The 20,475-nt window shown below is 70.9% G+C and carries 20 protein-coding genes and 1 tRNA gene; 12 read left to right on the forward strand and 9 right to left on the reverse strand.

The window, feature by feature from the left end; genetic code table 11:
* Positions 1-10: 10 nt before the first annotated feature.
* The 3 genes from ATC03_RS06340 to ATC03_RS06350 are packed head-to-tail and all read right to left on the reverse strand — an operon-like array spanning position 11 to position 3,867.
* A complete protein-coding gene (locus ATC03_RS06340; protein ID WP_067874514.1) occupies positions 11-1,654 on the reverse strand; it encodes a DNA repair helicase XPB in 1,644 nt (547 codons plus the stop codon).
* Between the two features lie 59 nt (positions 1,655-1,713).
* Positions 1,714-3,582 (reverse strand): helicase-associated domain-containing protein, encoded by a 1,869-nt coding sequence (locus ATC03_RS06345; RefSeq protein ID WP_067874519.1) that lies wholly within the window; start codon positions 3,580-3,582, stop codon positions 1,714-1,716.
* Positions 3,583-3,591: 9 nt separating this feature from the next.
* On the reverse strand, positions 3,592-3,867 hold the full coding sequence (locus tag ATC03_RS06350; protein WP_067874521.1) for a hypothetical protein: 276 nt from the start codon (positions 3,865-3,867) through the stop codon (positions 3,592-3,594).
* 110 nt (positions 3,868-3,977) lie between these two features.
* Here ATC03_RS06350 and ATC03_RS06355 point away from each other — a divergent pair, with 110 nt between their 5' ends.
* Positions 3,978-4,358, forward strand: coding sequence for a cold-shock protein (locus tag ATC03_RS06355; RefSeq protein ID WP_067881610.1), 381 nt, complete (start codon positions 3,978-3,980; stop codon positions 4,356-4,358).
* Positions 4,351-5,175, forward strand: a complete 825-nt coding sequence (locus ATC03_RS06360; protein ID WP_084003340.1) for a DUF3027 domain-containing protein — start codon at positions 4,351-4,353, stop codon at positions 5,173-5,175. The genes ATC03_RS06355 and ATC03_RS06360 overlap by 8 nt, the downstream gene beginning before the upstream one ends.
* Here the strand turns inward: ATC03_RS06360 and ATC03_RS06365 are convergent.
* On the reverse strand, positions 5,151-5,417 hold the full coding sequence (locus ATC03_RS06365) for a DUF2530 domain-containing protein (protein WP_067874524.1): 267 nt from the start codon (positions 5,415-5,417) through the stop codon (positions 5,151-5,153). The two genes, ATC03_RS06360 and ATC03_RS06365, sit on opposite strands and share 25 nt — an antisense overlap.
* A gap of 5 nt (positions 5,418-5,422) precedes the next feature.
* On the reverse strand, positions 5,423-6,538 hold the full coding sequence (gene serC / locus ATC03_RS06370; RefSeq protein WP_067874527.1) for a phosphoserine transaminase: 1,116 nt from the start codon (positions 6,536-6,538) through the stop codon (positions 5,423-5,425).
* Between the two features lie 69 nt (positions 6,539-6,607).
* Here serC and ATC03_RS06375 point away from each other — a divergent pair, with 69 nt between their 5' ends.
* From ATC03_RS06375 to ATC03_RS06390, 4 genes are all read left to right on the forward strand, one after another.
* Entirely contained in the window at positions 6,608-7,300 is a 693-nt protein-coding gene (locus ATC03_RS06375; protein WP_067874530.1) for a metal-dependent transcriptional regulator, read from the forward strand.
* A gap of 408 nt (positions 7,301-7,708) precedes the next feature.
* On the forward strand, positions 7,709-8,389 hold the full coding sequence (locus ATC03_RS20800) for a C40 family peptidase (RefSeq protein ID WP_084003698.1): 681 nt from the start codon (positions 7,709-7,711) through the stop codon (positions 8,387-8,389).
* 373 nt (positions 8,390-8,762) lie between these two features.
* Positions 8,763-9,260 (forward strand): HNH endonuclease, encoded by a 498-nt coding sequence (locus ATC03_RS06385; RefSeq protein ID WP_055856330.1) that lies wholly within the window; start codon positions 8,763-8,765, stop codon positions 9,258-9,260.
* Positions 9,261-9,437: 177 nt separating this feature from the next.
* Positions 9,438-10,385 carry a CHAP domain-containing protein gene (locus tag ATC03_RS06390; RefSeq protein ID WP_067874537.1) on the forward strand — a complete coding sequence of 316 codons (948 nt, stop codon included), beginning with the start codon at positions 9,438-9,440 and terminating at the stop codon, positions 10,383-10,385.
* A 316-nt stretch (positions 10,386-10,701) separates the two neighbouring features.
* On the opposite strand, the gene ATC03_RS06395 is transcribed toward ATC03_RS06390, so the two are convergent.
* Positions 10,702-11,742, reverse strand: a complete 1,041-nt coding sequence (locus ATC03_RS06395; protein ID WP_067874540.1) for a lactonase family protein — start codon at positions 11,740-11,742, stop codon at positions 10,702-10,704.
* A 148-nt stretch (positions 11,743-11,890) separates the two neighbouring features.
* Here ATC03_RS06395 and ATC03_RS06400 point away from each other — a divergent pair, with 148 nt between their 5' ends.
* Together ATC03_RS06400 and ATC03_RS06405 are read left to right on the forward strand one after the other, a co-directional pair.
* Entirely contained in the window at positions 11,891-12,463 is a 573-nt protein-coding gene (locus ATC03_RS06400; RefSeq protein ID WP_227820248.1) for a hypothetical protein, read from the forward strand.
* Positions 12,464-12,489: 26 nt separating this feature from the next.
* Positions 12,490-12,561, forward strand: a tRNA-Arg gene (locus ATC03_RS06405).
* A 64-nt stretch (positions 12,562-12,625) separates the two neighbouring features.
* Here ATC03_RS06405 and ATC03_RS06410 read toward each other — a convergent pair.
* Positions 12,626-12,916 (reverse strand): hypothetical protein, encoded by a 291-nt coding sequence (locus ATC03_RS06410; RefSeq protein WP_067874543.1) that lies wholly within the window; start codon positions 12,914-12,916, stop codon positions 12,626-12,628.
* Between the two features lie 173 nt (positions 12,917-13,089).
* On the opposite strand from ATC03_RS06410, the gene ATC03_RS06415 reads away from it, so the two are divergent.
* The gene (locus ATC03_RS06415) at positions 13,090-14,151 is read left to right on the forward strand and encodes an ATP-dependent DNA ligase (RefSeq protein WP_067874545.1); all 1,062 of its coding nucleotides are present in this window, start codon (positions 13,090-13,092) and stop codon (positions 14,149-14,151) included.
* Positions 14,152-14,188: 37 nt separating this feature from the next.
* Here ATC03_RS06415 and ATC03_RS06420 read toward each other — a convergent pair whose 3' ends face one another.
* A complete protein-coding gene (locus tag ATC03_RS06420; RefSeq protein WP_067874546.1) occupies positions 14,189-14,710 on the reverse strand; it encodes an Lrp/AsnC family transcriptional regulator in 522 nt (173 codons plus the stop codon).
* A 128-nt stretch (positions 14,711-14,838) separates the two neighbouring features.
* On the opposite strand from ATC03_RS06420, the gene ald reads away from it, so the two are divergent.
* Entirely contained in the window at positions 14,839-15,939 is a 1,101-nt protein-coding gene (gene ald, locus ATC03_RS06425; RefSeq protein ID WP_067874547.1) for an alanine dehydrogenase, read from the forward strand.
* 6 nt (positions 15,940-15,945) lie between these two features.
* Here ald and ATC03_RS06430 read toward each other — a convergent pair whose 3' ends face one another.
* Positions 15,946-16,254, reverse strand: coding sequence for a rhodanese-like domain-containing protein (locus ATC03_RS06430; RefSeq protein WP_067874548.1), 309 nt, complete (start codon positions 16,252-16,254; stop codon positions 15,946-15,948).
* A 269-nt stretch (positions 16,255-16,523) separates the two neighbouring features.
* Here ATC03_RS06430 and ATC03_RS06435 point away from each other — a divergent pair, with 269 nt between their 5' ends.
* Together ATC03_RS06435 and ATC03_RS19750 are read left to right on the forward strand one after the other, a co-directional pair.
* On the forward strand, positions 16,524-20,213 hold the full coding sequence (locus tag ATC03_RS06435; protein ID WP_227820249.1) for an AAA family ATPase: 3,690 nt from the start codon (positions 16,524-16,526) through the stop codon (positions 20,211-20,213).
* Positions 20,210-20,416 carry a hypothetical protein gene (locus tag ATC03_RS19750; protein ID WP_074400984.1) on the forward strand — a complete coding sequence of 69 codons (207 nt, stop codon included), beginning with the start codon at positions 20,210-20,212 and terminating at the stop codon, positions 20,414-20,416. The genes ATC03_RS06435 and ATC03_RS19750 overlap by 4 nt, the downstream gene beginning before the upstream one ends.
* The last annotated feature ends 59 nt before the right edge of the window (positions 20,417-20,475 follow it).

The raw sequence follows: 20,475 nt of genomic DNA on the forward strand, positions 1-20,475 counted from the left end.
GCGCAGTGCGTCAGGCCGCTTCGAGCGCGTGCGCGTCGAGGATCGTATAGCTGTAGCCCTGCTCGGCGAGGAACCGCTGGCGGTTCTGCGCGAAGTCCTGGTCGACGGTGTCGCGCGCGACGAGCGTGTAGAAGTTGGCGGTGAGACCGGACTCCTTGGGTCGCAGCAGGCGTCCGAGACGCTGGGCCTCCTCCTGACGGGAGCCGTACGAGCCGGAGACCTGGATCGCCACGGTCGCCTCGGGAAGGTCGACCGAGAAGTTCGCGACCTTCGACACGACGAGCACCTGCGTGGTGCCCTCCCGGAACTCCTGGAAGAGGCGTTCGCGCTCGTCGACGGGCGTCGCACCGGTCAGCTTCGGGGCGCCGAGGGCGTCGGCGAGCTCGTCGATCTGATCGAGGTACTGGCCGATGACGAGGATGCGCTCGCCGCGGTGCTTGGCCACGAGCTCCTTCACGACCTCGAGCTTCGCGGGCGCGGTCGCTGCGAGGCGGTAGCGCTCGTCATCGGCGGATGCCGCGTACGCGAGTCGTTCGGACTGCGGCAGGTCGATGCGCACCTCGTAGCAGGCCGCGGGGGAGATGAAGCCCTGCGCCTCGATCTCCTTCCAGGGCGCGTCGAACCGCTTGGGGCCGATGAGGCTGAAGACGTCGCCCTCCCGGCCGTCTTCACGCACGAGGGTCGCGGTGAGGCCGAGCCGTCGGCGGGCCTGCAGCTCGGCGGTCAGCTTGAACACGGGTGCGGGGAGCAGGTGCACCTCGTCGTAGACCACGAGGCCCCAGTCGAGGGCGTCGAGCAGCGCGAGGTGGGCGTACTCTCCCTTCCGCTTCGCGGTGAGGATCTGGTAGGTCGCGATCGTGACCGGCTTGACCTCCTTCACCTGTCCGGAGTACTCGCCGATCTCGTCGGCCGTGAGCGACGTGCGCTTCAGCAGCTCGTCGCGCCACTGTCGTGCGGAGACCGTGTTCGTGACGAGGATGAGCGTCGTCGTCTTCGCCGTCGCCATGGCGCCCGCGCCCACGAGGGTCTTGCCGGCGCCGCAGGGAAGGACCACGACGCCCGAACCGCCGTCGAAGAAGTTGTCGACGGCCTTCTGCTGGTAGTCGCGCAGGTTCCAGCCCGATTCGTCGAGGTCGATCTGGTGCGGGGTGCCCGGCGTGTACCCGGCGAGGTCTTCGGCGGGCCAGCCGAGCTTGACCAACTCCTGCTTGAGGGCGCCCCTGGCCCACGCCTCGACGAGGAAGCCCGTGTCGTCGATGCGCTCGGTCAGCAGCGGTGCGATGCGCTTGGCGTTCGCGACCTCGGTGAGCACAGCGAGGTCGTCGGAGCGCAGTCGCAGCGCGCCGTCGTCGGTGCGGTCGACGATGAGCCGTCCGTAGCGGGAGACGGTCTCGCGCATGTCGACCGACACGGTCTGCGGCACGGGGAACTTCGCGTAGCGCTCGAGGGTGCCCAGCATGTCGTCGGACGTGTGGCCGGCGGCCCTTGCGTTCCAGAGCCCGAGGCGCGTGATGCGGTACGTGTGCACGTGCTCGGGTGCGCGCTCGAGTTCGGCGAACACCGCGAGGTCGTGGCGCGCGTCCTCTGCGAGGGGGTGCGCCACCTCCAACAGCACGGTGCGGTCGCTCTGCACGATGAGGGGGCCGTCTGACATAGCCATCGAGTCTACGCCCGGTTCTCGGGTGCAACGCCGACGGGGGCGGATTCGCCCGATCAGACGCTCGACGGCGCAGGCGCGACCGCCGCGATCGCCGACAGCGGCAACGTTCGCTCGATGTCGGCCTTGCGATCGCGGGCGCGCAGTCGACCGTTGGCGACGCTCGCCGGTGCGAGGAGGTAGTCGGCCGTCGTGCCGCCCGGCATGCGCACCGTGACGGTGAGCGTCTCCTTCGCCCTGGCGGCGGCCTCGAGCTGCCTCGAGAGCCAGGCGACCTCGTCGGTCGCGTCGTCGTCGTGCTTCGCGAGCAGTTTGTCGAGCATGGCGGCCACGGGGTCGGTCGCGGGTGCCGGCGTCGGCGACTGCGCGAGATGGTGCCGGCGCAGGCGCACGATCGTGCCGTCGCGGTCTTCGGCGGCGACCGGGTACCTCGCATCGGCGAGGGCCCAGAACACGACATCGGGCGCGAACCGCGAGAGCAGGCGGTGCTGGCCGACCTGGCGGAGCCCGACGGCGTTCAACGTCTGGTCGACGGCGAGCGTGCCGATGAGCTGATCGTCGTCGGAGCGCACGACCGTGCGCGCCGGCAGATCGGCGTCGGCGGCGGATGCCACGCGCACACTGCCGAAGCGGCGGGCGGCTTCGCCCACGAGGTAGGCCACGGGCTGCGGGATGCCGGTGAGCGAGAGCTCGCCGAGGAACTCGAGGATCGACTCGGCCGATTCGCCCGCCGCGAGACCGCGATTCACGGATGCCGCGCTCACGCGGTACGTCGAGGCGAGGTCGCGCCCCTCGACGTCGGCGAAGCCTCGCAGGCGCGCGTCGAGCGCCGGCTCGAGGGGGCCGGGCGAGACGATGCTGAGGTCGTGCTGCACGTACACCTTGGCGACCTGAGCCGGGAAGTGTGCGGACAGCAAGCCGGCGGCCCGCTGCACGTCGCCCGTGAGCACGAGCCGACCCGACTCCACTGGTTCGCCCGCCACGGCCAGACCGAGCGCCTCGGCGTCGTCGACGAGCCGGTCGAGGCCGTCGTCGAGCCACTTGCCGCCCGCGGGGTACAACCAGCGCACGTCGTCGCGAAGATCGGTCGCCGAGATCGACTCGCTGCGCCGGGCGACGAGTTCGCGCAGCGACGGCGGGATGCGCGCGAGCCACTGCTCGGCGAGCCGCTGCCAGCGGTCGGTCGAACCCAGCTGCGCCCAGTCGGCGCCGATGTCGGACTCGAGCCAGTAGGCGCCGTCGCGGAGCACGAGACCGGCCTCGTCGGCACGGTGGAACAGGCGGGGCAGGGCCTCGAGGTCGATGCCGCAGGCTTCGGACAGTCGCTTCGAGTCGGGGAGGGTCAGTCCGCCCTTCGCAAGCTCCCGGGCCGGCTGGTTGCCGACGGCGGCGAGGAGTTCGGCGGTCGCCGCGACCGTCGCGTACGCGGTCTCGGCGGCTCGACGATCGAGCAGGGTGCGGTCGACGTCGTCGACCCCGACGAGCACTGGCGGGGCGGGCGCGGCCAGCTCGGCGGCATCCGGGATGTCGCGTTCCATGCGCACGGCGAGCCGCGAGGCGACCGCGACCGGCAGATGCACGCGCTGCGCGTCGACCACGAGGATCAGGGAGTCGCCGAGACGCCCCACGAGCAGCGGCGTCGCCGCGACGAGCTCGCTGGAGCCACCCAGGCGGGCGAGCTCATCGGCGATGGCCTCGACCGTGGTGCCCGTGTGATCGGCGGTCAGCGTCGCGGTGGCCGCGAGCACCGCGAGCCGGGGGCGGTCGAGACGCGACACGACGTGGTCGAGCGAATCGGGCGAGAGCAGCGCCTCGGCGAGATCGAAGAGATCACGGATGCCCGAGGCGTCGAACTCGCGCGTCGCCAGGGCCGCCTCGAGGTCGGTTCGGGGCAGCGTGCGGAGTCGCGCGGCGAGTTCGAGCATCGTCTCCGATCAGTTCGTCTGGGCCCGCGCGGTGCGCGAGCGGTTCACGGCGTGCACGATGAACAGGGCGATGAGCAGGAGGAACGCGAGCGGGAGCCCGAACCACGGCAGCATGATCACGATCGGCCAGACGCCTTGGCTGAACCCGTCGTTCTCGGCGACGCCGGCCATGGTCGCGATGAGCACGGCGATGAACGCGGCGACCGAGAGCATCACCAGGCCCGTGAACATGTACGCCAGGATGCGTTCGATGCGCTGACTGCCGGACTGCTGGGTTTCGCTCACTCTGCAAGGATAGGGCAGCGCACCGCCCGAGCGGGGCGGGACTCTAGACTGGCATGTACGCGGCGTGCGACCTTCAGCGCGCCTTCCACGACACGAGCGAGGTTTCCACGATGCCCACCGGCAAGGTCAAGTTCTACGACGAGGAGAAGGGGTTCGGCTTCATCAGCTCCGATGACGGCCAGGAGGTCTTCCTCCACGCATCCGCTCTTCCCGCCGGTGCGACCGTGCGCGCGGGCAGCCGACTCGAGTTCGGTCTCGCCGAGGGCAAGCGCGGCGCGCAGGCGCTCTCGGTGCGCGTGCTCGATGCCCCCGTGAGCCTCGCGAAGATCAACCGCAAGCCCGCCGACGACATGGCGATCATCATCGAAGACGTCGTCAAGCTGCTCGACTCGATCGGCGCAGACCTGCGACGGGGTCGCTACCCCGAGAAGTCCAAGGCGCGCATGGTCGCAACCGTGCTGCGCAAGGTGGCAGACGATCTGGATGCCTGAGTTCACCGAGCCCGAGACGGATGCCGCGGAGTCGGTGTCCGAACCCGTCGCGCCCGTCGACGTGGTCGAGGCCGAGACGGCGCCCGACCTCGTTCCCGCGTCCGATGACGAGCAGGCAGGCGGCGAGCAGGCAGGCGACGAGCAGGCCGATGCCGAGCAGGCCGATGACGTCGAGCCCGAGGCCGAGCCCGTGATCTTCGAGCCCGACCCGGTGCTGCTCGCCTCGGTCGACCTCGCCCGCCGCGCGCTCCTCGAGACCACGGCGCCCGAAACCGTCGGATCCGTCATCGGCCACATCGCCGAAGACGAGCACGTGCTGACGCTGCACTTCGCCTCCGACATGTCCGGCTACCCGGGCTGGCACTGGAGTGTCACGCTCGTGCGCGTCGACGACGACGATCCCACGATCCTCGAGACGCAGCTCATGCCGGGCGAGCGTGCGCTGCTCGCGCCGGCCTGGGTGCCGTGGTCGGAGCGACTGGCCGACTACCGCGCTGCGCAGGCGGTCGCTGTGGCCGCGGCCCGTGCCGCGGGCGAGGAGCCCGAGGCCGACGAACTCGACGACGTCGAGTTCGACGATGCCTCCGAAGAGCTCGAGATCGACGCCGACGACGAATACGAGGACGACGACCACATCGAAGAGGACGACCACCTCGACGACGATGAGCACGACGACCACCTCGACGACGATGAGCACGACGACCATCTCGACGAGGACGCATCGGAGGCCTTCGACGAGTCAGACGACGACGAGTCAGACGACGACGAGGAGTCAGGCGACACCGACGACGATCAGCGCGAGGCGCCCGCGCTCTGACGCGGGTGTCGGCGTCTGATCGCCTGCACCACGGCCAGGGCGCCGACGCCGAGCAGCACGCCGACGGCGCACGCCCAGGTCAGCCACGCCAGTCCGGCGGCCGCGAGCATGTCGCGCAGGAGCAGGCACAGCACGAGCGCGATGAGCCACAGGGCGGTGCCCGCGAGCACCGCCTTGCGCGCGTCGGCCCGGGCGGGCGCCGGATCGGGCCGGCGCTCCGACTCGGCGAGCCAGAGCCGCACGGGCGTCAGCCGATCTGCTCGAGCACGTAATCGATCGAGGCCGTGAGCGCGCGGACGTCATCGGGCTCGATCGCGGTGAACGTCGCGACGCGCAGCTGGTTGCGGCCGAGCTTGCGGTACGGCTCGGTGTCGACGATGCCGTTCTCGCGGAGGATCGACGCGATGCGCGCGGCATCCGTCGTCTCATCGAAGTCGATCGTGACGACGACCTGCGACCGGTCGGCCGGGTCGGCGACGAACGGGGTCGCGACCGGCGAGGCCGCCGCCCAGTCGTAGAGCACCGACGAGGACTCGCGCGTTCGCGCATCGGCCCACGCCAGACCGCCCGACGTGTTCATCCACTCGAGCTGGTTCTCGAGGAGCAGCAGGGTCGCGAGGGCAGGTGTGTTCAGCGTCTGGTTCAGGCGCGAGTTGTCGACCGCGTTCTTCAGCGAGAGGAACTCGGGGATGTAGCGGTCGGTCGCCGCGATGCGCTCGACCCGCTCGATCGCGGCGGGGGAGAAGAGCGCGAACCAGATGCCGCCGTCGGAGGCGAAGTTCTTCTGCGGTGCGAAGTAGTAGACGTCGAACTCGGTCGGGTCGACGGCCACGCCGCCCGCGGCGCTCGTCGCGTCGATGACGGTGAGCGCGCCCGCGTCGCCGTCGACCCGCTTCACCGGGGCCATGACTCCGGTGGACGTCTCGTTGTGCGGCCACGCGTACACGTCGACGCCCTCGACGGGCTCGGGGTTCGATCGCGTGCCGGCGGGCGCCTTGCGCACATCGGGTGCCTCGAGCCACGGGGCGGCCGCGGCGCCGGCGAACTTCTGACCGAACTCTCCGAAGGCGCTGAGCTGCGCGCGGCGTTCGATGAGGCCGGATGCCGCGGCATCCCAGAATGCGGTGGAGCCGCCGTTGCCGAGCACGACCTCGTAGCCGTCGGGCAGCGAGAACAGCTCGGAGAGGCCGGAGCGGACGCGGCCGACGAGGTTCTTGACGGGCGCCTGGCGGTGCGAGGTGCCGAGCAGGGCGGGGCCTTCGGCGGCGAGGTGCGCCAGCTGTTCGGGGCGGACCTTGGAGGGGCCGCAGCCGAATCGTCCGTCGGCGGGCAGGAGGTCGCTGGGGATCACGATGCTCGGCATGCGACGAAGTCTATCGAGCCTCCGCAGCGGGCTAGGCTTGATGACGGGCTGCGACAGGAGGGTTTGCTGGTGACCGATCTCATCGATACGACGGAGATGTACCTCCGGACCATTCTCGACCTCGAAGAAGAGCACATCGTGCCGCTTCGCGCCCGCATCTCCGAGCGCCTCGGCCACTCCGGCCCGACCGTCTCGCAGACGGTGGCGCGCATGGAGCGCGACGGGCTCGTGGTCGTCTCCGACGACCGTCACCTCGAACTCACGGCCGAGGGTCGCAGCAAGGCCGTGCACGTCATGCGCAAGCACCGCCTCGCCGAACGCCTGCTCGCCGACGTCATCGGACTCGAGTGGGAGTACGTGCACGACGAGGCATGCCGCTGGGAGCATGTCATGAGCGAGCAGGTCGAGCGTCGGCTCATCGAGATCCTCGGCGAGCCGAAGGAGTCTCCGTACGGCAACCCGATCCCGGGTCTCGAAGAGCTCGGACTCGAGCCGGCCGACCCCTTCATGTCGGGTGTCGTGCGCGTGACCGACGCCATCGCCGACCGCGACACCGCGCTCCGCGGCGTCGTTCGCCGCCTCGGCGAGCCCGTGCAGTTCGATCCCGAACTGCTGCTCCAGCTCAAGCAGGCGGGCATCATGCCGGGGGCGTCGGCGACCTTCACGCGCAGCGGCGGATACGTCGCCGTCGAGGTCGAGGGCGTCGAGGGCGCACTCGAGCTTCCCAACGAGGTCGCAGGGCACATCTTCGTCGCGGAATGAACGCGGAATGAACCTGAGAGTTCGCAAGAGATCCCGGCCAACCGTGATCGGAATGTGACATTCGGGCATCCCTCGCGTATTCTCGGTCGAGTTCGACGGCACGAAGCCGGTCGTCGGACCAGGATCGGGATCGCCCCTCGGCACTCACCGCCCGGTTCAGGACGAAGACGCGCCTCGAGCGCACCAGGTGAGACGGAGTCCCGACTTCGTGGGGCGGTGGAGGAACCCGATTTGGCTCGATTCACCCCACGCCGCCGTTTCACGTCACCGAAGCGGGGCACCGTTTCGAAGGCCGTCGTCCCGAGCGTCAGCCCAGAACCCAAGAACTCCGTCGCGCCGGCCGTCGCCGCGCGGCCGCTCGCGTCGACGCGTCGGCTCCGCCGCGGCGGCGTCGCGAACGTGGCCGTCATGACGATCGCCGCCGGCATCGTCGGCACCATCGCGATCCCCGCCTACGCCTTCGCGCCCGGCAGCACCGGGCCGCAGTTCGCGACGAGCGCCGAGACCCGGATGACGAAGGCCCAGGCCCAGTCCGTCGAGGTCGCCGACGACGTCATCGCCGCCCCGGTCACGAAGGACGGCTTCGCGGCCGTCACCGCCGTGGAGATCGAGGCCGCGGCCGAAGCGCAGCGCCAGGCCGAGGCGGCCGAGGCCGCCCGCGTCGCCGCGCAGACGGCGATGACCTCGTACGCCGCGTCGTACAGCGGACCCTCGGTCGGCGACTTCCTCGCGAACCCGCCGTTCCCGAGCTACGACCTCGGCAGCGTGTACAACGTCGCCACGCAGTACATCGGCACGCCGTACGTCTACGGCGGTGCGACGCCCGCCGGCTTCGACTGCTCGGGCTTCGTCATGTACGTCTACGCGCAGTTCGGCATCGGCATGCCCCACTCCTCCGCGGGACAGGGCGCCATGGGCACCCGGATCTCCGAGGCCGACGCGCGGCCCGGCGACCTCGTCATCATGCCTGGGCACGACGGCTTCTACGCCGGCAACGGCATGATCCTGCACGCGCCCTACGAGGGTGCCTCGGTGCGCGTGCAGCCCATCTGGACGAGCGACTACTACATCGTCCGCATCGGCATCTGATCGGTGAACATCGGGTGACACGGCCTGTGAACGCCGCGGAGGGATGCCCCTCCGCGGCGTTCATGCCGTAGCCTGAAGCTCTGACGATCCGAGATCCGGGCGAGGAGAACGCCGATGGTTCGCACGCGCAGCATCCATTCCACGGATGCGCGCGCGCAATTCCACCAACGGCGCAGTAGTCAGCCGAGTACCGCACGAGCCGACGTTTCGACGGGCACTGTCTTCATGACGGTGCCCGTTCTGCGTTTTCGGGGTGCATCTCGGCGGCCACCGGCATCCGCCCCACCCGTGCCATCGAGCGGCCGCAGCGCCGTCGGAGCGTCGACCCGTTCACGCGGCTGGAAGCCATCCAGCCCCGATCGAAAGGCACTCCATGCGCACCCTCGTGCTCAACGCCGGCTATGAACCCCTGGCCGTCATCTCGTTCAAGAGAGCCCTGCTGCTGGTGATGAACCAGAAGGCGACCGTGATCCAGCACGACGAGGGCAACCCCGTCTGCGCCGCCAGCGGGTCGTGGCAGAGACCGAGCGTGATCATCCTCACGAGATACGTGCGCACGCCGCGCGTGCACGCCGTACCCGTGAGCCGACGCGGCGTGCTGCGACGCGACGAGCACCGCTGCGCGTACTGCGGGCGTTCGGCCGCGACCATCGACCACGTGCTGCCGCGCTCGCGCGGCGGGCGGGACACGTGGGAGAACCTCGTCGCGTGCTGCCTGCGCTGCAACAACATCAAGAGCGACCACACGCCGGCCGAGATGGGCTGGGAGCTCCGCTTCACGCCGCGCATGCCGCATGGGCGGAGTTGGGTCGTGCGCGGGTTCGAGCGCACGCTGCCGCAGTGGGACGAGTACCTCTCCACAGCAGCGTGACCCGAACGTGGATCGCCGCGGCGCCGTAGTCCGGCGTTCGCGGCATCCTGACCGCGAGATGACTTTCGGCGACCCTTTCCCCTAAGGTGGAACGAGTCGCCGGAGCACCCCGCCGCGTGACCTCGCACGTCAACACGACCCGAGCCGACTGGCCGGGCGGTGTCCGGAGGATCGACTTTGCACGAAGACCACGCCGAGCAGCCGTCGCGCTCGCAACGGCGCGCGGCCGAGTCGGCCGCAGCGCGTCGTTCGTCGTCCGCCGGCCGCGAGCGCGGCGGAGCCCGCACTGCGCCCCGTGGATCGCGCCGCAGCGCCGCGGCATCCGCCTCCGTTCCGACGAACCCGGCCGGCGCGCCGACCTCGCCGAGCGCGATCCGCAAGCCCGCGAACGTGCGCCGTATCGGACCGGCACGGGTGGCTGCGACGTTGCTCGTGGTGCCCGCGATCTTCGGCACGGTCGCCATGCCCGCCTACGCGTTCATGCCGGGCGGCGACCTCTTCCAGCCCTCGGGCGCGTTCAGCTTCGCGGTGGCCGAGGCGCAGGACCTCGACGTCTCGGCCGTGGCCAGCGGCGCTCCCGTCTCGTCCGACGCCTATGCGGTCACCACGAAGGCCGAGATCGATGAGGCGGCCCGCTCCGAGGAGCAGGCGGCGCAGTCGGCCTGGGCCGCCGAGCTCGCCTCCCGCGGATCCGGCAGCTACGCGATCTACACGGTCAAGGCCGAGGGCGACGACTACCCCTGGTGGGACCAGACCCCCGACGACTTCGGCGGAGGGCTCTCGCCCCTGCGGTACTACTACCGCGAATGCGTGGACTTCGTCGCGTGGCGCCTGAACCGCGATGCCGGCGTCACGAGCGCGCCCTGGAAGTACGACTGGGGCAACCTCGCCTCGGGCAGCGCCTACGCCTGGGCCGACGAGTGGGCGTCGCACGGCTGGCCGACCAGCAGCGAGCCCGTCGTCGGGGCGGTCGCCTGGTTCCCGTACAACCACGTGGCCTATGTGCAGTCGATCAACGGCGACGGCACGGTCAACATCGAGGAGTACAACCAGAACTCCGACCACTCGTACCACCGGCGCACGATCGCCAAGGGTGCGGCGCTGTATCTCTACCCGCCCGGGTGAGTCCGACGTCCGTCGCAGACTGTGACAATGTGGCGAAGACGGCATCCGAAGTTGGACGACGCGGACAGTGAACTCCGGGCGAACCTCCCGTAGCGTGGTGAACCATCCCACGCAGAGGCAGGTGACCGCGATGACGCAACCTTCGGACGAGACGCGACTCGAGGAGAGCGCGTTCGTCGACGAGCTCTCGCCGACGACGTCCGCGATCGTGGTGCTCGGCTACAACTGAGCCGCCTTCCGCTGACGGCGCGTGCGCGGTCGCCGGTCGCCGGTCGTTCCGAGCGTCACCGGTCACGGGTCGCCGGTCGTGCCCGGGTCAGGGCAGCCGGGCGAGACAGCCGGGTGCGGGCGTGGTGACGGTCGAGACCACGCGGGTCGGCACGCCGTCGACGAGTTCGACGACCGCGATCGAGTCCGATGCCTGGTCTGCCACCAGTGCGAACCGCTCGTCGTGGGTGAGATGCAGGTCGCGCGGATGCCGGCCGCCCGTCGCGACCGACGCCACGCGCTCGAGCGTGCGGGCGTCGGCGTCGAACCGCAGCGCGACCAGTGCGTCGGCGTCGCGGTCGCCGATGACGACCGTTCCCGCGCGAGTCGCCCGGATCGCCGAGAGCCCGAGCCCCCGCGGCGCGACCCGGTCGTCGACCGGGAACCACGCCGTCTCGCGCCCGTCGACGAGGTCGATCACGCTGGCCGTGCGATCGAGTTCGTTGGCCACGATCGCGACGTCGCCGAGCACCACGAGATGGCGGGGGCCGGCGCCCGCGTGCAGCGTGATGTCGTCGGCCTCGTCGTCGGCGCGGGCGATCGCGCCCGACGCGGTGTCGAGGCCGATGACGCGGATGCGATCGGATCCGAGGTCGGGCACGAGCAGGCGCGATCGCGCCTCGTCGAGCACCACCTGATGCGGGTGGGGCGACTCCTGCCGTGAGGCGTCGGGCCCGGTGCCGCTGAACGCGAACGACAGCGAGGCGTCGGCCGCGGCATCCGGAACCACACGGTGCGCCGTGACCCGACCGCCCGAGTAGTTGGCCGCGAACACCCACCCGCCGCTCGGGTCGAACGCGAGGTGGCACGGGTCGGCCGACTCGGTCGCACCGCTGCCGCCGAACGGGTGAACCGTGTCGCCGTCGATGGTCCAGGTCGAGACGCGGCCCTGGGTGAGTTCGTGGACGATGGCGAGCACGCCCACGGGGGAGACCGCGAGGTACATCGGGTTCGCGCCGACCTCGACCGGTTCGCCCAACACGGCCGCGCCGTCGGCGGAGACATCCAGCGATCGGATGCCGCGAGCCGGCGACCCGAGTGCGCCGACCGTCGATGCGCCGACCCAGAATCTCGTGCCGTCGCCGCTCATGGTTCTCCGCTCGTCGTGGCGCCCGCCGTGCGGCCTGCCGTCGTCGGCGCGTCTCGCGCCGTCGGAAAGGCTATCGCGACCCGCGATGCCAGCGCGCCGTCGCCCGCCCCAGGCAGCACCTCGGCACAATGGCGGACAGGGGGTGGCCATGAGCAGGCGGAACGAGCAGGAGACGGAGAGCTCTCGCGCTCGCCGACCGATGCACGGCCTCGTGGTCGTCGCCGCGAGCCTGTCGATCTGGTGGCCGGCGTTCACGCTCGGCGCATGGGGCGAGTTGTTCTTCGACCAGGTCCTGATGGTCTGGGTCGCCGCGACGGCCGCCTTCTTCGTCGTCGCGTTCCAGCCGCGACCGTTCCCGCACCGCACCCGACGCCTCATCGCGCTCTCGGTGCCGACGCTCTGGCTGGTGCTGTCGTTCGTGCCCGATGCCGGCGACGACCTCGTGATCGGGCTCGTCGACCTGCTCGCGTTCGTCGTGGCGATCGCGGGGGTGCCGTTCACGCTCTGGGTGATGGCCGGGATCTTCTGGCCGGACTTCCGTCACGGACTCTCCCGTGGCACGGTCGCGATCGGCGTCGCCGCGATCGCCGCGATCACGGTGGCGAGCTTCGTGCTCGGCGCCAACCAGCGCTACTTCCTGACGTGCGAGGACTTCGCGGTGAGCGGCAACTCGAACCCGCCGGGCTGCGTACACGCCCCGGTCGACGGTCAGGCGGATTGACCGACTCGGGTAGGCTTTTGCGGTCAGCCTCTGTAGCTCAATGGAAGAGCAGTTCCGTCCTAAGGAAAGGGTTGGGGGTTCGAGTCCCTCCAGGGGCACGGTGAGACCATCCGTCGACGGTGAATCCGGCCGGGTGGCTCCGTGTGGCCGAGCGCGTGCGGATCACGTCCAGTCGACGGCGTGAGCCCAGCCGGCGATGTACGCCCGCTCGTTCGCGCCGAGAAGAAGACCGTGCACGGGCGGCCCGTCGATGCCGAGTCCGCAGAGCTCGAAGACGCGGCGCACGACGAACGGGCGCAGTGGAGCAGTCGGGTTCGCGAGGATCTCGCGCTGGAGCCCTCGATCGAGCAGCGTCCACCAGGTCCCGATCGGTGGGAGCCCGATGGGCGGGAGTGCGGCGGATGGACGTGCGCTCGTGCGCTCGGGCGCAGGGGTGGTGATGCGGTGGTACATGTGTTTCCTCGTTCTGGCCGGCCACGTCGTCGGGGGCGACCGCAATAGACCATACGCCATGAACCCGGACTTGCAGAGGGCTTGACCTGCGGGTCTTCGGATGCCGCCGGCGGCCGTCGATCGCATCGCACCCGGATCTGTGCGTACGGCCCGAGACGGAGCATGATGGGTGGATGGATCTGCCGGTGATGCCTCCTGTCTCGCCCATGCTGTCGAAGGCGGTCAAGGAGATCCCCGACGTGGGGCACGTCGAACCGAAGTGGGACGGCTTCCGCACGATCGTGTTCCGCGACGGCGACGAGATCGAGCTCGGCAGCCGCAACGAGAAGCCCATGACGCGGTACTTCCCCGAACTCGTCGAGGCGTTGCGCGCCAACCTGCCCGAGCGGTGCGTCGTCGACGGCGAGATCATCCTCGTGCGCGACGGCCGCCTCGACTTCGACGCGCTGCAGCAGCGGATCCACCCGGCCGCATCGCGGGTGAAGCTGCTCTCGGAGCAGACGCCGGTCTCGTTCGTGGCGTTCGACCTGCTGGCGCTCGGCGATGACGGCCTGATGGCGAGGCCCTTCGGCGAGCGACGCGCACTGCTCGAGACCGCGCTCGCCGCGGCATCCGACCCCGTGTTCGTGACCCCCGCGACCGCCGACCTCGCCGAGGCGCGCGAGTGGTTCACGCGGTACGAGGGGGCAGGGCTCGACGGCGTGGTCGCGAAGCCGCTCGACGGCGCCTACCTGCCCGACAAGCGCACGATGTTCAAGGTCAAGCACGAGCGCACGGCCGACTGCGTGGTGGCCGGGTTCCGCTGGCACAAGACGGGCGACATCGTGGGCTCCCTGCTGCTCGGCCTCTACGACGGCGAGGGCCGGCTGCACCACGTCGGTGTCGCGGCCTCGTTCTCGATGGCGCGCCGCGCCCAGCTCGTCGAGGAGCTCGCGCCGTACGTCGAAGAGGACCTGTCGCGGCATCCGTGGGGCGAATGGGCCGCGCAGGACGGGCAGGGCAGCCGGATGCCGGGCGCGGTGAGTCGGTGGTCGGCGGGCAAGAACCTCTCGTTCGTGCCGTTGCGCCCCGAACTCGTGGTCGAGGTCGGCTACAGCCAGATGGAGGGCGATCGCATCCGCCACACGGCGCAGTTCAAGCGGTGGCGCCTCGATCGGGATGCCGCGTCGTGCACGTACGAGCAGCTCGAGTCGCCCGACGGGCTCGACCTGTCGCAGATCCTGCCCGTGCGCTGATCGACCGGCCGCGGCATCCGTCCTCGGGTGCTCGCCCTCAGATCACCGCGCGGAGCCCGGCCGAGAGTGCGGTGTGGTGCTCGAACACGAGGTTCGTCTCGGTGAGGGCCACGGCGGGGTTGGCCGACAGGTTCTCCAGCACGAACTGCCGCACGTGCTCGCTGTCGCGCACGCGCACGTGGATCAGGAAGTCCTCGGTCCCGCCGAGGAAGAAGAGCTGCGCGACCTCGGGTTCGCGGCGCAGCTCGTCGGAGATCTGCTCCATGAGGTGCCGGGCGCCGGGGCGGATGCGCACGCTCACGAGCGCCTGCAGCGTGAAGCCGAGCGCGATCGGGTTGATCTCGGCGGTGTAGCGCACGATGACTCCGCGTTCGCGGAGCGAGCGCACGCGCGCCAGGCACGTCGACGGCGAGATGCCGACGGCCCGCGCGAGGTCGACGTTCGGGATGCGTGCGTTCTCGTGCAGCCGGACGATGATCGCGCGGTCGGTCTCGTCGAGGTCGGCCGGGCCGACGACGGCGCCCTGCGCGGTCGTGCTGATGTGCGGCGCATCGCTCATGGCGTGGCCTCCTTTCGAACATTCGCATCGGATATCGCCATGCTAGCGAATTCTGTACGGTCACTCTTTTGATCCGGCGCATAAGCGGCGAAAATCGGAGGTACAGTCCCATATCGTTCGGAGCCCCCATGTACATCGGCGTGCCTGCTGAGATCAAGAACAACGAATTCCGCGTCGCCATGACCCCCGCCGGCGTGCACACGCTCGTGCTGCGCGGCCACCGCGTCGCCATCCAGTCGGGTGCAGGGCTCGGTGCCGGGTTCACCGACGACGAGTACGTCACGGCCGGTGCCGAGATCGTCGCGACCGCCGCCGACGCCTGGTCGGCCGAGCTCGTGCTCAAGGTGAAGGAGCCCATCGAGTCCGAGTACGGGTTCCTCCGCGAAGACCTCACGCTCTTCACCTACCTGCACCTGGCCGCCGACCTGCCGCTCACGCGTGCGATCCTCGACTCCGGCGTCACCGCCATCGCCTACGAGACCGTGCAGCTCGCCGACCGTTCGCTGCCGCTGCTCACGCCCATGAGCGAGGTCGCCGGCCGTCTCGCGCCGCAGGTCGGTGCCGCCGAGCTGCTCGCGTCGAAGGGAGGTCGCGGCGTCCTCCTCGCCGGCGTTCCGGGCACCACGCCCGCGAAGGTCGTCGTCATCGGCGGCGGCGTCGCGGGGGAGCAGGCCGCCGCGACCGCACTCGGCCTCGGCGCCGACGTGACCGTGTTCGACATCTCGCTGCCGAAGCTTCGCGAGCTCGACGCCCGCTACGACCACCGCATCAAGACGCTCGCCTCGTCGCCGTACGAGATCGCGCGTCAGGTCGCCGACGCCGACCTCGTCGTCGGTGCCGTGCTCGTGCCCGGTGCCGCAGCACCCAAGGTCGTCACCGACGAGATGGTCTCGCGCATGCGGCCCGGCGCGGTGCTCGTGGACATCGCCATCGACCAGGGCGGATGCTTCGAGGGCTCGCGCCCGACCACGCACGCCGAGCCGACCTTCCGCGTGCACGACGCCATCTACTACTGCGTCGCGAACATGCCGGGTGCCGTGCCCGCGACCTCGACGCCCGCGCTCACGAACGCGACACTGCCCTACGCCGTGCGCATCGCCGACCTCGGCTGGCAGGACGCGCTCGCCGCGGACCCCGCGCTCGCGAAGGGCCTGAACGCCACGGCCGGCCGCCTCACCAACGAGGGCGTCGCGCTCGCGCACGGACTGGAGCTGCAGAGCGCGCCCTGACCCCGATCAGCTGGGGCTGTCGAACGTGAGCGGCAGCCCCTGACGGTGCCACTCGACGATGCCGCCCGTGACGTTCACGGCGTCGACGCCGATGCTCTCGAGGTAGGCGGCCGCCTGTGCGCTCCGTCCGCCGACGTGGCAGAGCGTGTAGACCGTCGTGTCGCGCGGCACCTCGTCGACGCGGGCGAGGAGTTCGCCCAGCGGGATGTGGAGGGCGCCGTCGATGCGGGCGCGCTCGAGCTCATGCGGTTCACGCACGTCGAGGATGACGACGTCGTCGAGCGCGTGCACTTCGGCGGGGGTGATCTCCTGCATCGGGCCGGATCCTTCGGGTCGTGCCGGTCGACCGGGCCGTCGCGGCGCGAGTCGGTGAGGCGTTCAGTCGGTGAGGGTCTCACCCTACCCACGGCTCCTGCGAAGTCCCCCCGGCGCCTGCGAAGCCGGCCCGCGCGGCGATGCATCCCACGATTCGGGCTCCTTGGCCTTATCGTTTCCGTGTGCGGCGGCTCGAACGGAACGAAGACGAGGACCTGGTCCTCGGCGCGAACACGGGTGCCGCGGCCGAAGAACCCACCCCGGAAGCGATGTCTCAGAACCTCACGAGCCCTCACAGCCTCAGCCTCGGCGACCCCGAACTGGTCGCAGGCAACGTCGCCGAGCCCTCGTGGCGCCGCTGGCAGCGGGAGCTCGAGACCGTCGGCGGCCGTTCGCCGCTCGTGCGGTTCGTCGACACGCCGCGCACTCGCATCGAGCTCTCGACGACGCACCCCGGTGGCCTGCCGCAGTTCATCACCGGGCGCTCGACGCTGCTCTCGAGCCTCATCCGCGACGAGCTCGCCCTGCGCAACGCGCGTCTCGCGGCCGCCGAGATCACCCAGAAGGGCGTCGAGCTCCGCTCGGTGCGCGGCGTCGAGTCGGTGCATCTCGCGATCGGCCTGGCGTCCTGGCGCAACGGCGGCGAGGAGTTCCTCGCGCCCGTGCTGCTGCGCCCGCTCGCGATCCGCCGCTACGGCCGCGACTTCGAGTTGAAGCTCAAGGGGCAGCCGTTCCTGAACCCCGCGCTCGCCCGCGAGTTGCGCGAGCAGTTCCAGATCACGCTCGACGCCGACGCGTTCGTGGCGCTCGCGATCACGAACGGCGTGTTCAAGCCGCAGCCCGTGATCGACCGGTTGCGCGGACTCACCAGCCACCTGCCGTGGTTCCAGGTCGCGCCGCGCCTCGTGGTCTCCTCGTTCGCCGAGGTCGGCCCGTCGATGGCCGCGGATGCCGCCGAGCCCGACCATCCCCTCGTCGACGCGATCGCCGGCAACCCGACCGCACGTGCGGCCTTCGCCGGGAGCGGCGAGCGCGTACGCCCGGTGCCGCAGGACGAGCGGCCGCCGTCGACCGACACGCTGCTGCTCGACGCGGACCCCGAGCAGGAGCGCGTCGTCGCCGAGATCGAGGCCGGTACGTCGCTCGTCGTGAAGACGCTCCCGGGCACCGGCGGCACGCAGACCATCGTGAACGCGGTCGGGGCGCTCGTCGCGAAGGACCGCCGCGTGCTCGTCGTCGGCGCCCGTCGCGCGAGCCTCGACGGCATCGTGCACCGCCTCGGCCAGGTCGGGCTCGGGGGAGCGGCCGTCACCACGGCGAGCCTGCGCCGCGACCTCATCACGTCGATCTCGCGCAACGAGAAGGTCGAGCGTCCGAGGGTCGCCGATGTCGACGACGCGCTCGTGCGACTGCGCAAGGCGCTCGTCGACTACCGCTCCGCGCTCACCCGACCTGAGCCCGAGCTCAAGGTGTCGGTGCTCGACGCCCTCGGCGAGCTCGCGCGACTCGCGCTGCTGCCCGGCGCCCCGTCGACCACCGCACGGCTCTCGCACGCCTCCCTCGCCGCGCTCGCCCAGGGCCGCGAGAAGGTCTCGCGCGATCTCGTGCGCGCCGCCGCGCTCGGCGAGTTCAAGTACGGACCGGGCGACTCGCCCTGGTATGGCGCGTCGTTCGCCTCGTCGGCCGAGGCCACCGAGGCCCACGAACTCGCCAAGCGGCTCAGCAACGTCGACGTGCCGCGCCTCATCGACCGCGGGCGCACGCTCATCGCGCAGACGCGCCTGCGCACGTTCGAGTCCGTCGCCGAGCTCGGCGTGTTCCTACGGCTCCTGCTCGACGTGCGCGAGACGCTCGACCGGTTCCGGCCCTCGGTCTACGACCGCCCGCTCGGCGAGCTCATCGCCGCGACCTCGCCACGGCGCGACTCGCCGGGCATGTCGGGCGCGAACCGTCGCCGGCTGCGTCGGCACGCGCTCGAGTACGTGCGACCCGGCGTGCACGTCACCGACCTCAACGCGGCACTCCGCGGCATCCAGCAGCAGCGCACGCTCTGGCAGCGCTACTCCGAGGCCGGGTCGATCCCGGGTGTACCGGTCGGACTCGACGACGTGCACGTCGCGCACCGCTCGGTGGAGCACGACCTCGGCGTGCTCGACGGACCGCTCGGACTCACGGGCACGCCGCGCCGGCTCGCCGTGCGCCCCGTGCGCGACCTCACGACGATGCTCACCGGCCTCGCCGAGGAGTCCGAGGTGCTCGCCAACCTCCAGGAGCGCACCGCGCTGCTCGGCACCCTCCGCGACCTCGGACTCGACCCGCTGCTCGTCGACCTCGCGAAGCGCCACGTGCCCGAGCAGATCGTGGCCGCAGAACTCGAACTCGCCTGGTGGCAGTCGGTGCTCGAGCAGATGCTCGCGACCGACACCGCGCTGCTCGGCGCCGACACCGCCCTGCTCGACCGTCTCGAGGGCGACTTCCGGCTCGTCGACGAGGCGCATGCGTCGTCGGCCGGCCCGCAGCTCGCATGGCATCTCGGGGAGAACTGGAAGGTCGCACTCGTCGACCACCCCGAAGAGGCGGGCCACCTCAAGCGCATGCTCAGGGGCGACCGCGTCGACGCGGCCAAGCTGCAGCACGACACCCCGCACCTGTTCCGTGCGCTCGCGCCGATCTGGCTCGCCTCGCCCTACGACGTCGCCGCGATCGACCCGTCGATCACGTTCGATACGGTGATCCTCGTCGACGCCGGCTCCACGACGATGGCCGAGAACCTCGGTGCGATCCGCCGCGCCAGGCAGATCGTCGCGTTCGGAGACCCCGTGACGCAGACGCCCACGGTCTTCGAGACCGGCCTCGACGACCCCGATGCGACGACGGATGCCGCGGCCGACGCCGAGCAGGAATCCGACGGCGTCGACGCACTGCACGCCGACTCCGCGCTCGCTCGCCTCGGCGAACTGCTGCCGACCATGACGCTCACCCGCAGCTACCGCGCCGGCGGCGAGGACCTCGCGGAACTCGTGAACCGCCGCTTCTACGGTGGCCGCATCGAGTCGCTGCCGTGGGCGGGCAGCTTCCTCGGGCACGGCAGCCTCGGCCTGCACTATGTGCGCGGCAACGGTCTGCCCGACCAGGTCACCGGCACCGTCGAGAGCATCGACTCCGAGGTCGCCAAGGTCGTCGAACTCGTCATGGAGCACGCCGTCAAGCGTCCGCGCGAGTCGCTCATGGTCGTCACCGCGAGCACGCGCCACGCCGCACGCGTGCATCAGGCGGTGCTCGCGGCCTTCGCCAAGCGGACCGACCTCTCGGACTTCATCCTGAAGGACCGGGCCGAACCGTTCACGGTGCTCACGCTCGAGCAGTCGGTGGCCCAGAGCCGCGACCGCGTCATCTTCTCGGTCGGCTACGGACGCACGCCGCACGGGCGCCTGCTCTCGAACTTCGGCTCGCTCGGCGAACCCGGCGGCGACCGGCTGCTCGCGGTCGGCATGACCCGCGCGCGCCGATCGATGGACATCGTCTCGGCGTTCCGCCCCGATGACATCGACGAGGCGCGGCAGTCGCACGGCGTGCTCGCACTCGCCAGCATCCTCAGCCAGACCGAGGAGCGCGCGACCGACGGCGACGGCGGTACGACGGGCGCCTCGATGCTCGACGACCTCGCCGCGCGGCTCGAACGCCGCGGCATCCGCGTCAGCTCCGGGCACCGGGGCCGACTCGCCTTGGCCGCCGCGAACGCCGGCAAGGCCGTCGTCGTCGAGACCGACGAGGTGCTCACGGGCTACAGCCTCCGCGAGTCGCTGCGCCTGCGCCCCGACGTGCTGCGCCGCCTCGGGTGGCACTACCTGCGCGTGCACAGCTTCGAGCTGTTCGGCAACCCCGAGGCCGTCGCCGACCGGGTCGCGACGCTGCTCGGCAAGCCTCCGGTGCTGCCGCCGGATGCCGCGTCCGCATGAACGACGAACGTCAACGCGTCGAGCGGGCCGGGGGCCGCGCACGGCGGGCTCGTCTGACGCCCGCTCCCGGCACCGACCCGATGCCCGAGGCTCCGGTGCCCGGACGTGACGCGAGCGCCGACGACGAGGACGCCGGGCGCGCGACATCCGCCCGTCCTGAAGACGAACGCCTGAGACGCGAGAAGCCGCCCCACTGGGGCTGAGCTGTCAGGTGCTGCAGCTCCCACCCGGTGCGATGGCTCTCGAGCGCTGGTCGCCGAGC

The organism is Agromyces aureus (assembly GCF_001660485.1).
Taxonomy (GTDB): domain Bacteria; phylum Actinomycetota; class Actinomycetes; order Actinomycetales; family Microbacteriaceae; genus Agromyces; species Agromyces aureus.

Coding starts and splice junctions, on each gene's coding strand:
- ATC03_RS06340 (WP_067874514.1), bottom strand. CDS start 1,654: ATGTCAGACGGCCCCCTCATCGTGCAGAGCGACCGCACCGTGCTGTTG.
- ATC03_RS06345 (WP_067874519.1), bottom strand. CDS start 3,582: ATGCTCGAACTCGCCGCGCGACTCCGCACGCTGCCCCGAACCGACCTC.
- ATC03_RS06355 (WP_067881610.1), top strand. CDS start 3,978: ATGCCCACCGGCAAGGTCAAGTTCTACGACGAGGAGAAGGGGTTCGGC.
- ATC03_RS06360 (WP_084003340.1), top strand. CDS start 4,351: ATGCCTGAGTTCACCGAGCCCGAGACGGATGCCGCGGAGTCGGTGTCC.
- serC (WP_067874527.1), bottom strand. CDS start 6,538: ATGCCGAGCATCGTGATCCCCAGCGACCTCCTGCCCGCCGACGGACGA.
- ATC03_RS20800 (WP_084003698.1), top strand. CDS start 7,709: ATGACGATCGCCGCCGGCATCGTCGGCACCATCGCGATCCCCGCCTAC.
- ATC03_RS06385 (WP_055856330.1), top strand. CDS start 8,763: ATGCGCACCCTCGTGCTCAACGCCGGCTATGAACCCCTGGCCGTCATC.
- ATC03_RS06395 (WP_067874540.1), bottom strand. CDS start 11,742: ATGAGCGGCGACGGCACGAGATTCTGGGTCGGCGCATCGACGGTCGGC.
- ATC03_RS06400 (WP_227820248.1), top strand. CDS start 11,891: ATGAGCAGGCGGAACGAGCAGGAGACGGAGAGCTCTCGCGCTCGCCGA.
- ATC03_RS06410 (WP_067874543.1), bottom strand. CDS start 12,916: ATGTACCACCGCATCACCACCCCTGCGCCCGAGCGCACGAGCGCACGT.
- ATC03_RS06415 (WP_067874545.1), top strand. CDS start 13,090: ATGGATCTGCCGGTGATGCCTCCTGTCTCGCCCATGCTGTCGAAGGCG.
- ATC03_RS06420 (WP_067874546.1), bottom strand. CDS start 14,710: ATGAGCGATGCGCCGCACATCAGCACGACCGCGCAGGGCGCCGTCGTC.
- ald (WP_067874547.1), top strand. CDS start 14,839: ATGTACATCGGCGTGCCTGCTGAGATCAAGAACAACGAATTCCGCGTC.
- ATC03_RS06430 (WP_067874548.1), bottom strand. CDS start 16,254: ATGCAGGAGATCACCCCCGCCGAAGTGCACGCGCTCGACGACGTCGTC.
- ATC03_RS06435 (WP_227820249.1), top strand. CDS start 16,524: ATGTCTCAGAACCTCACGAGCCCTCACAGCCTCAGCCTCGGCGACCCC.
- ATC03_RS19750 (WP_074400984.1), top strand. CDS start 20,210: ATGAACGACGAACGTCAACGCGTCGAGCGGGCCGGGGGCCGCGCACGG.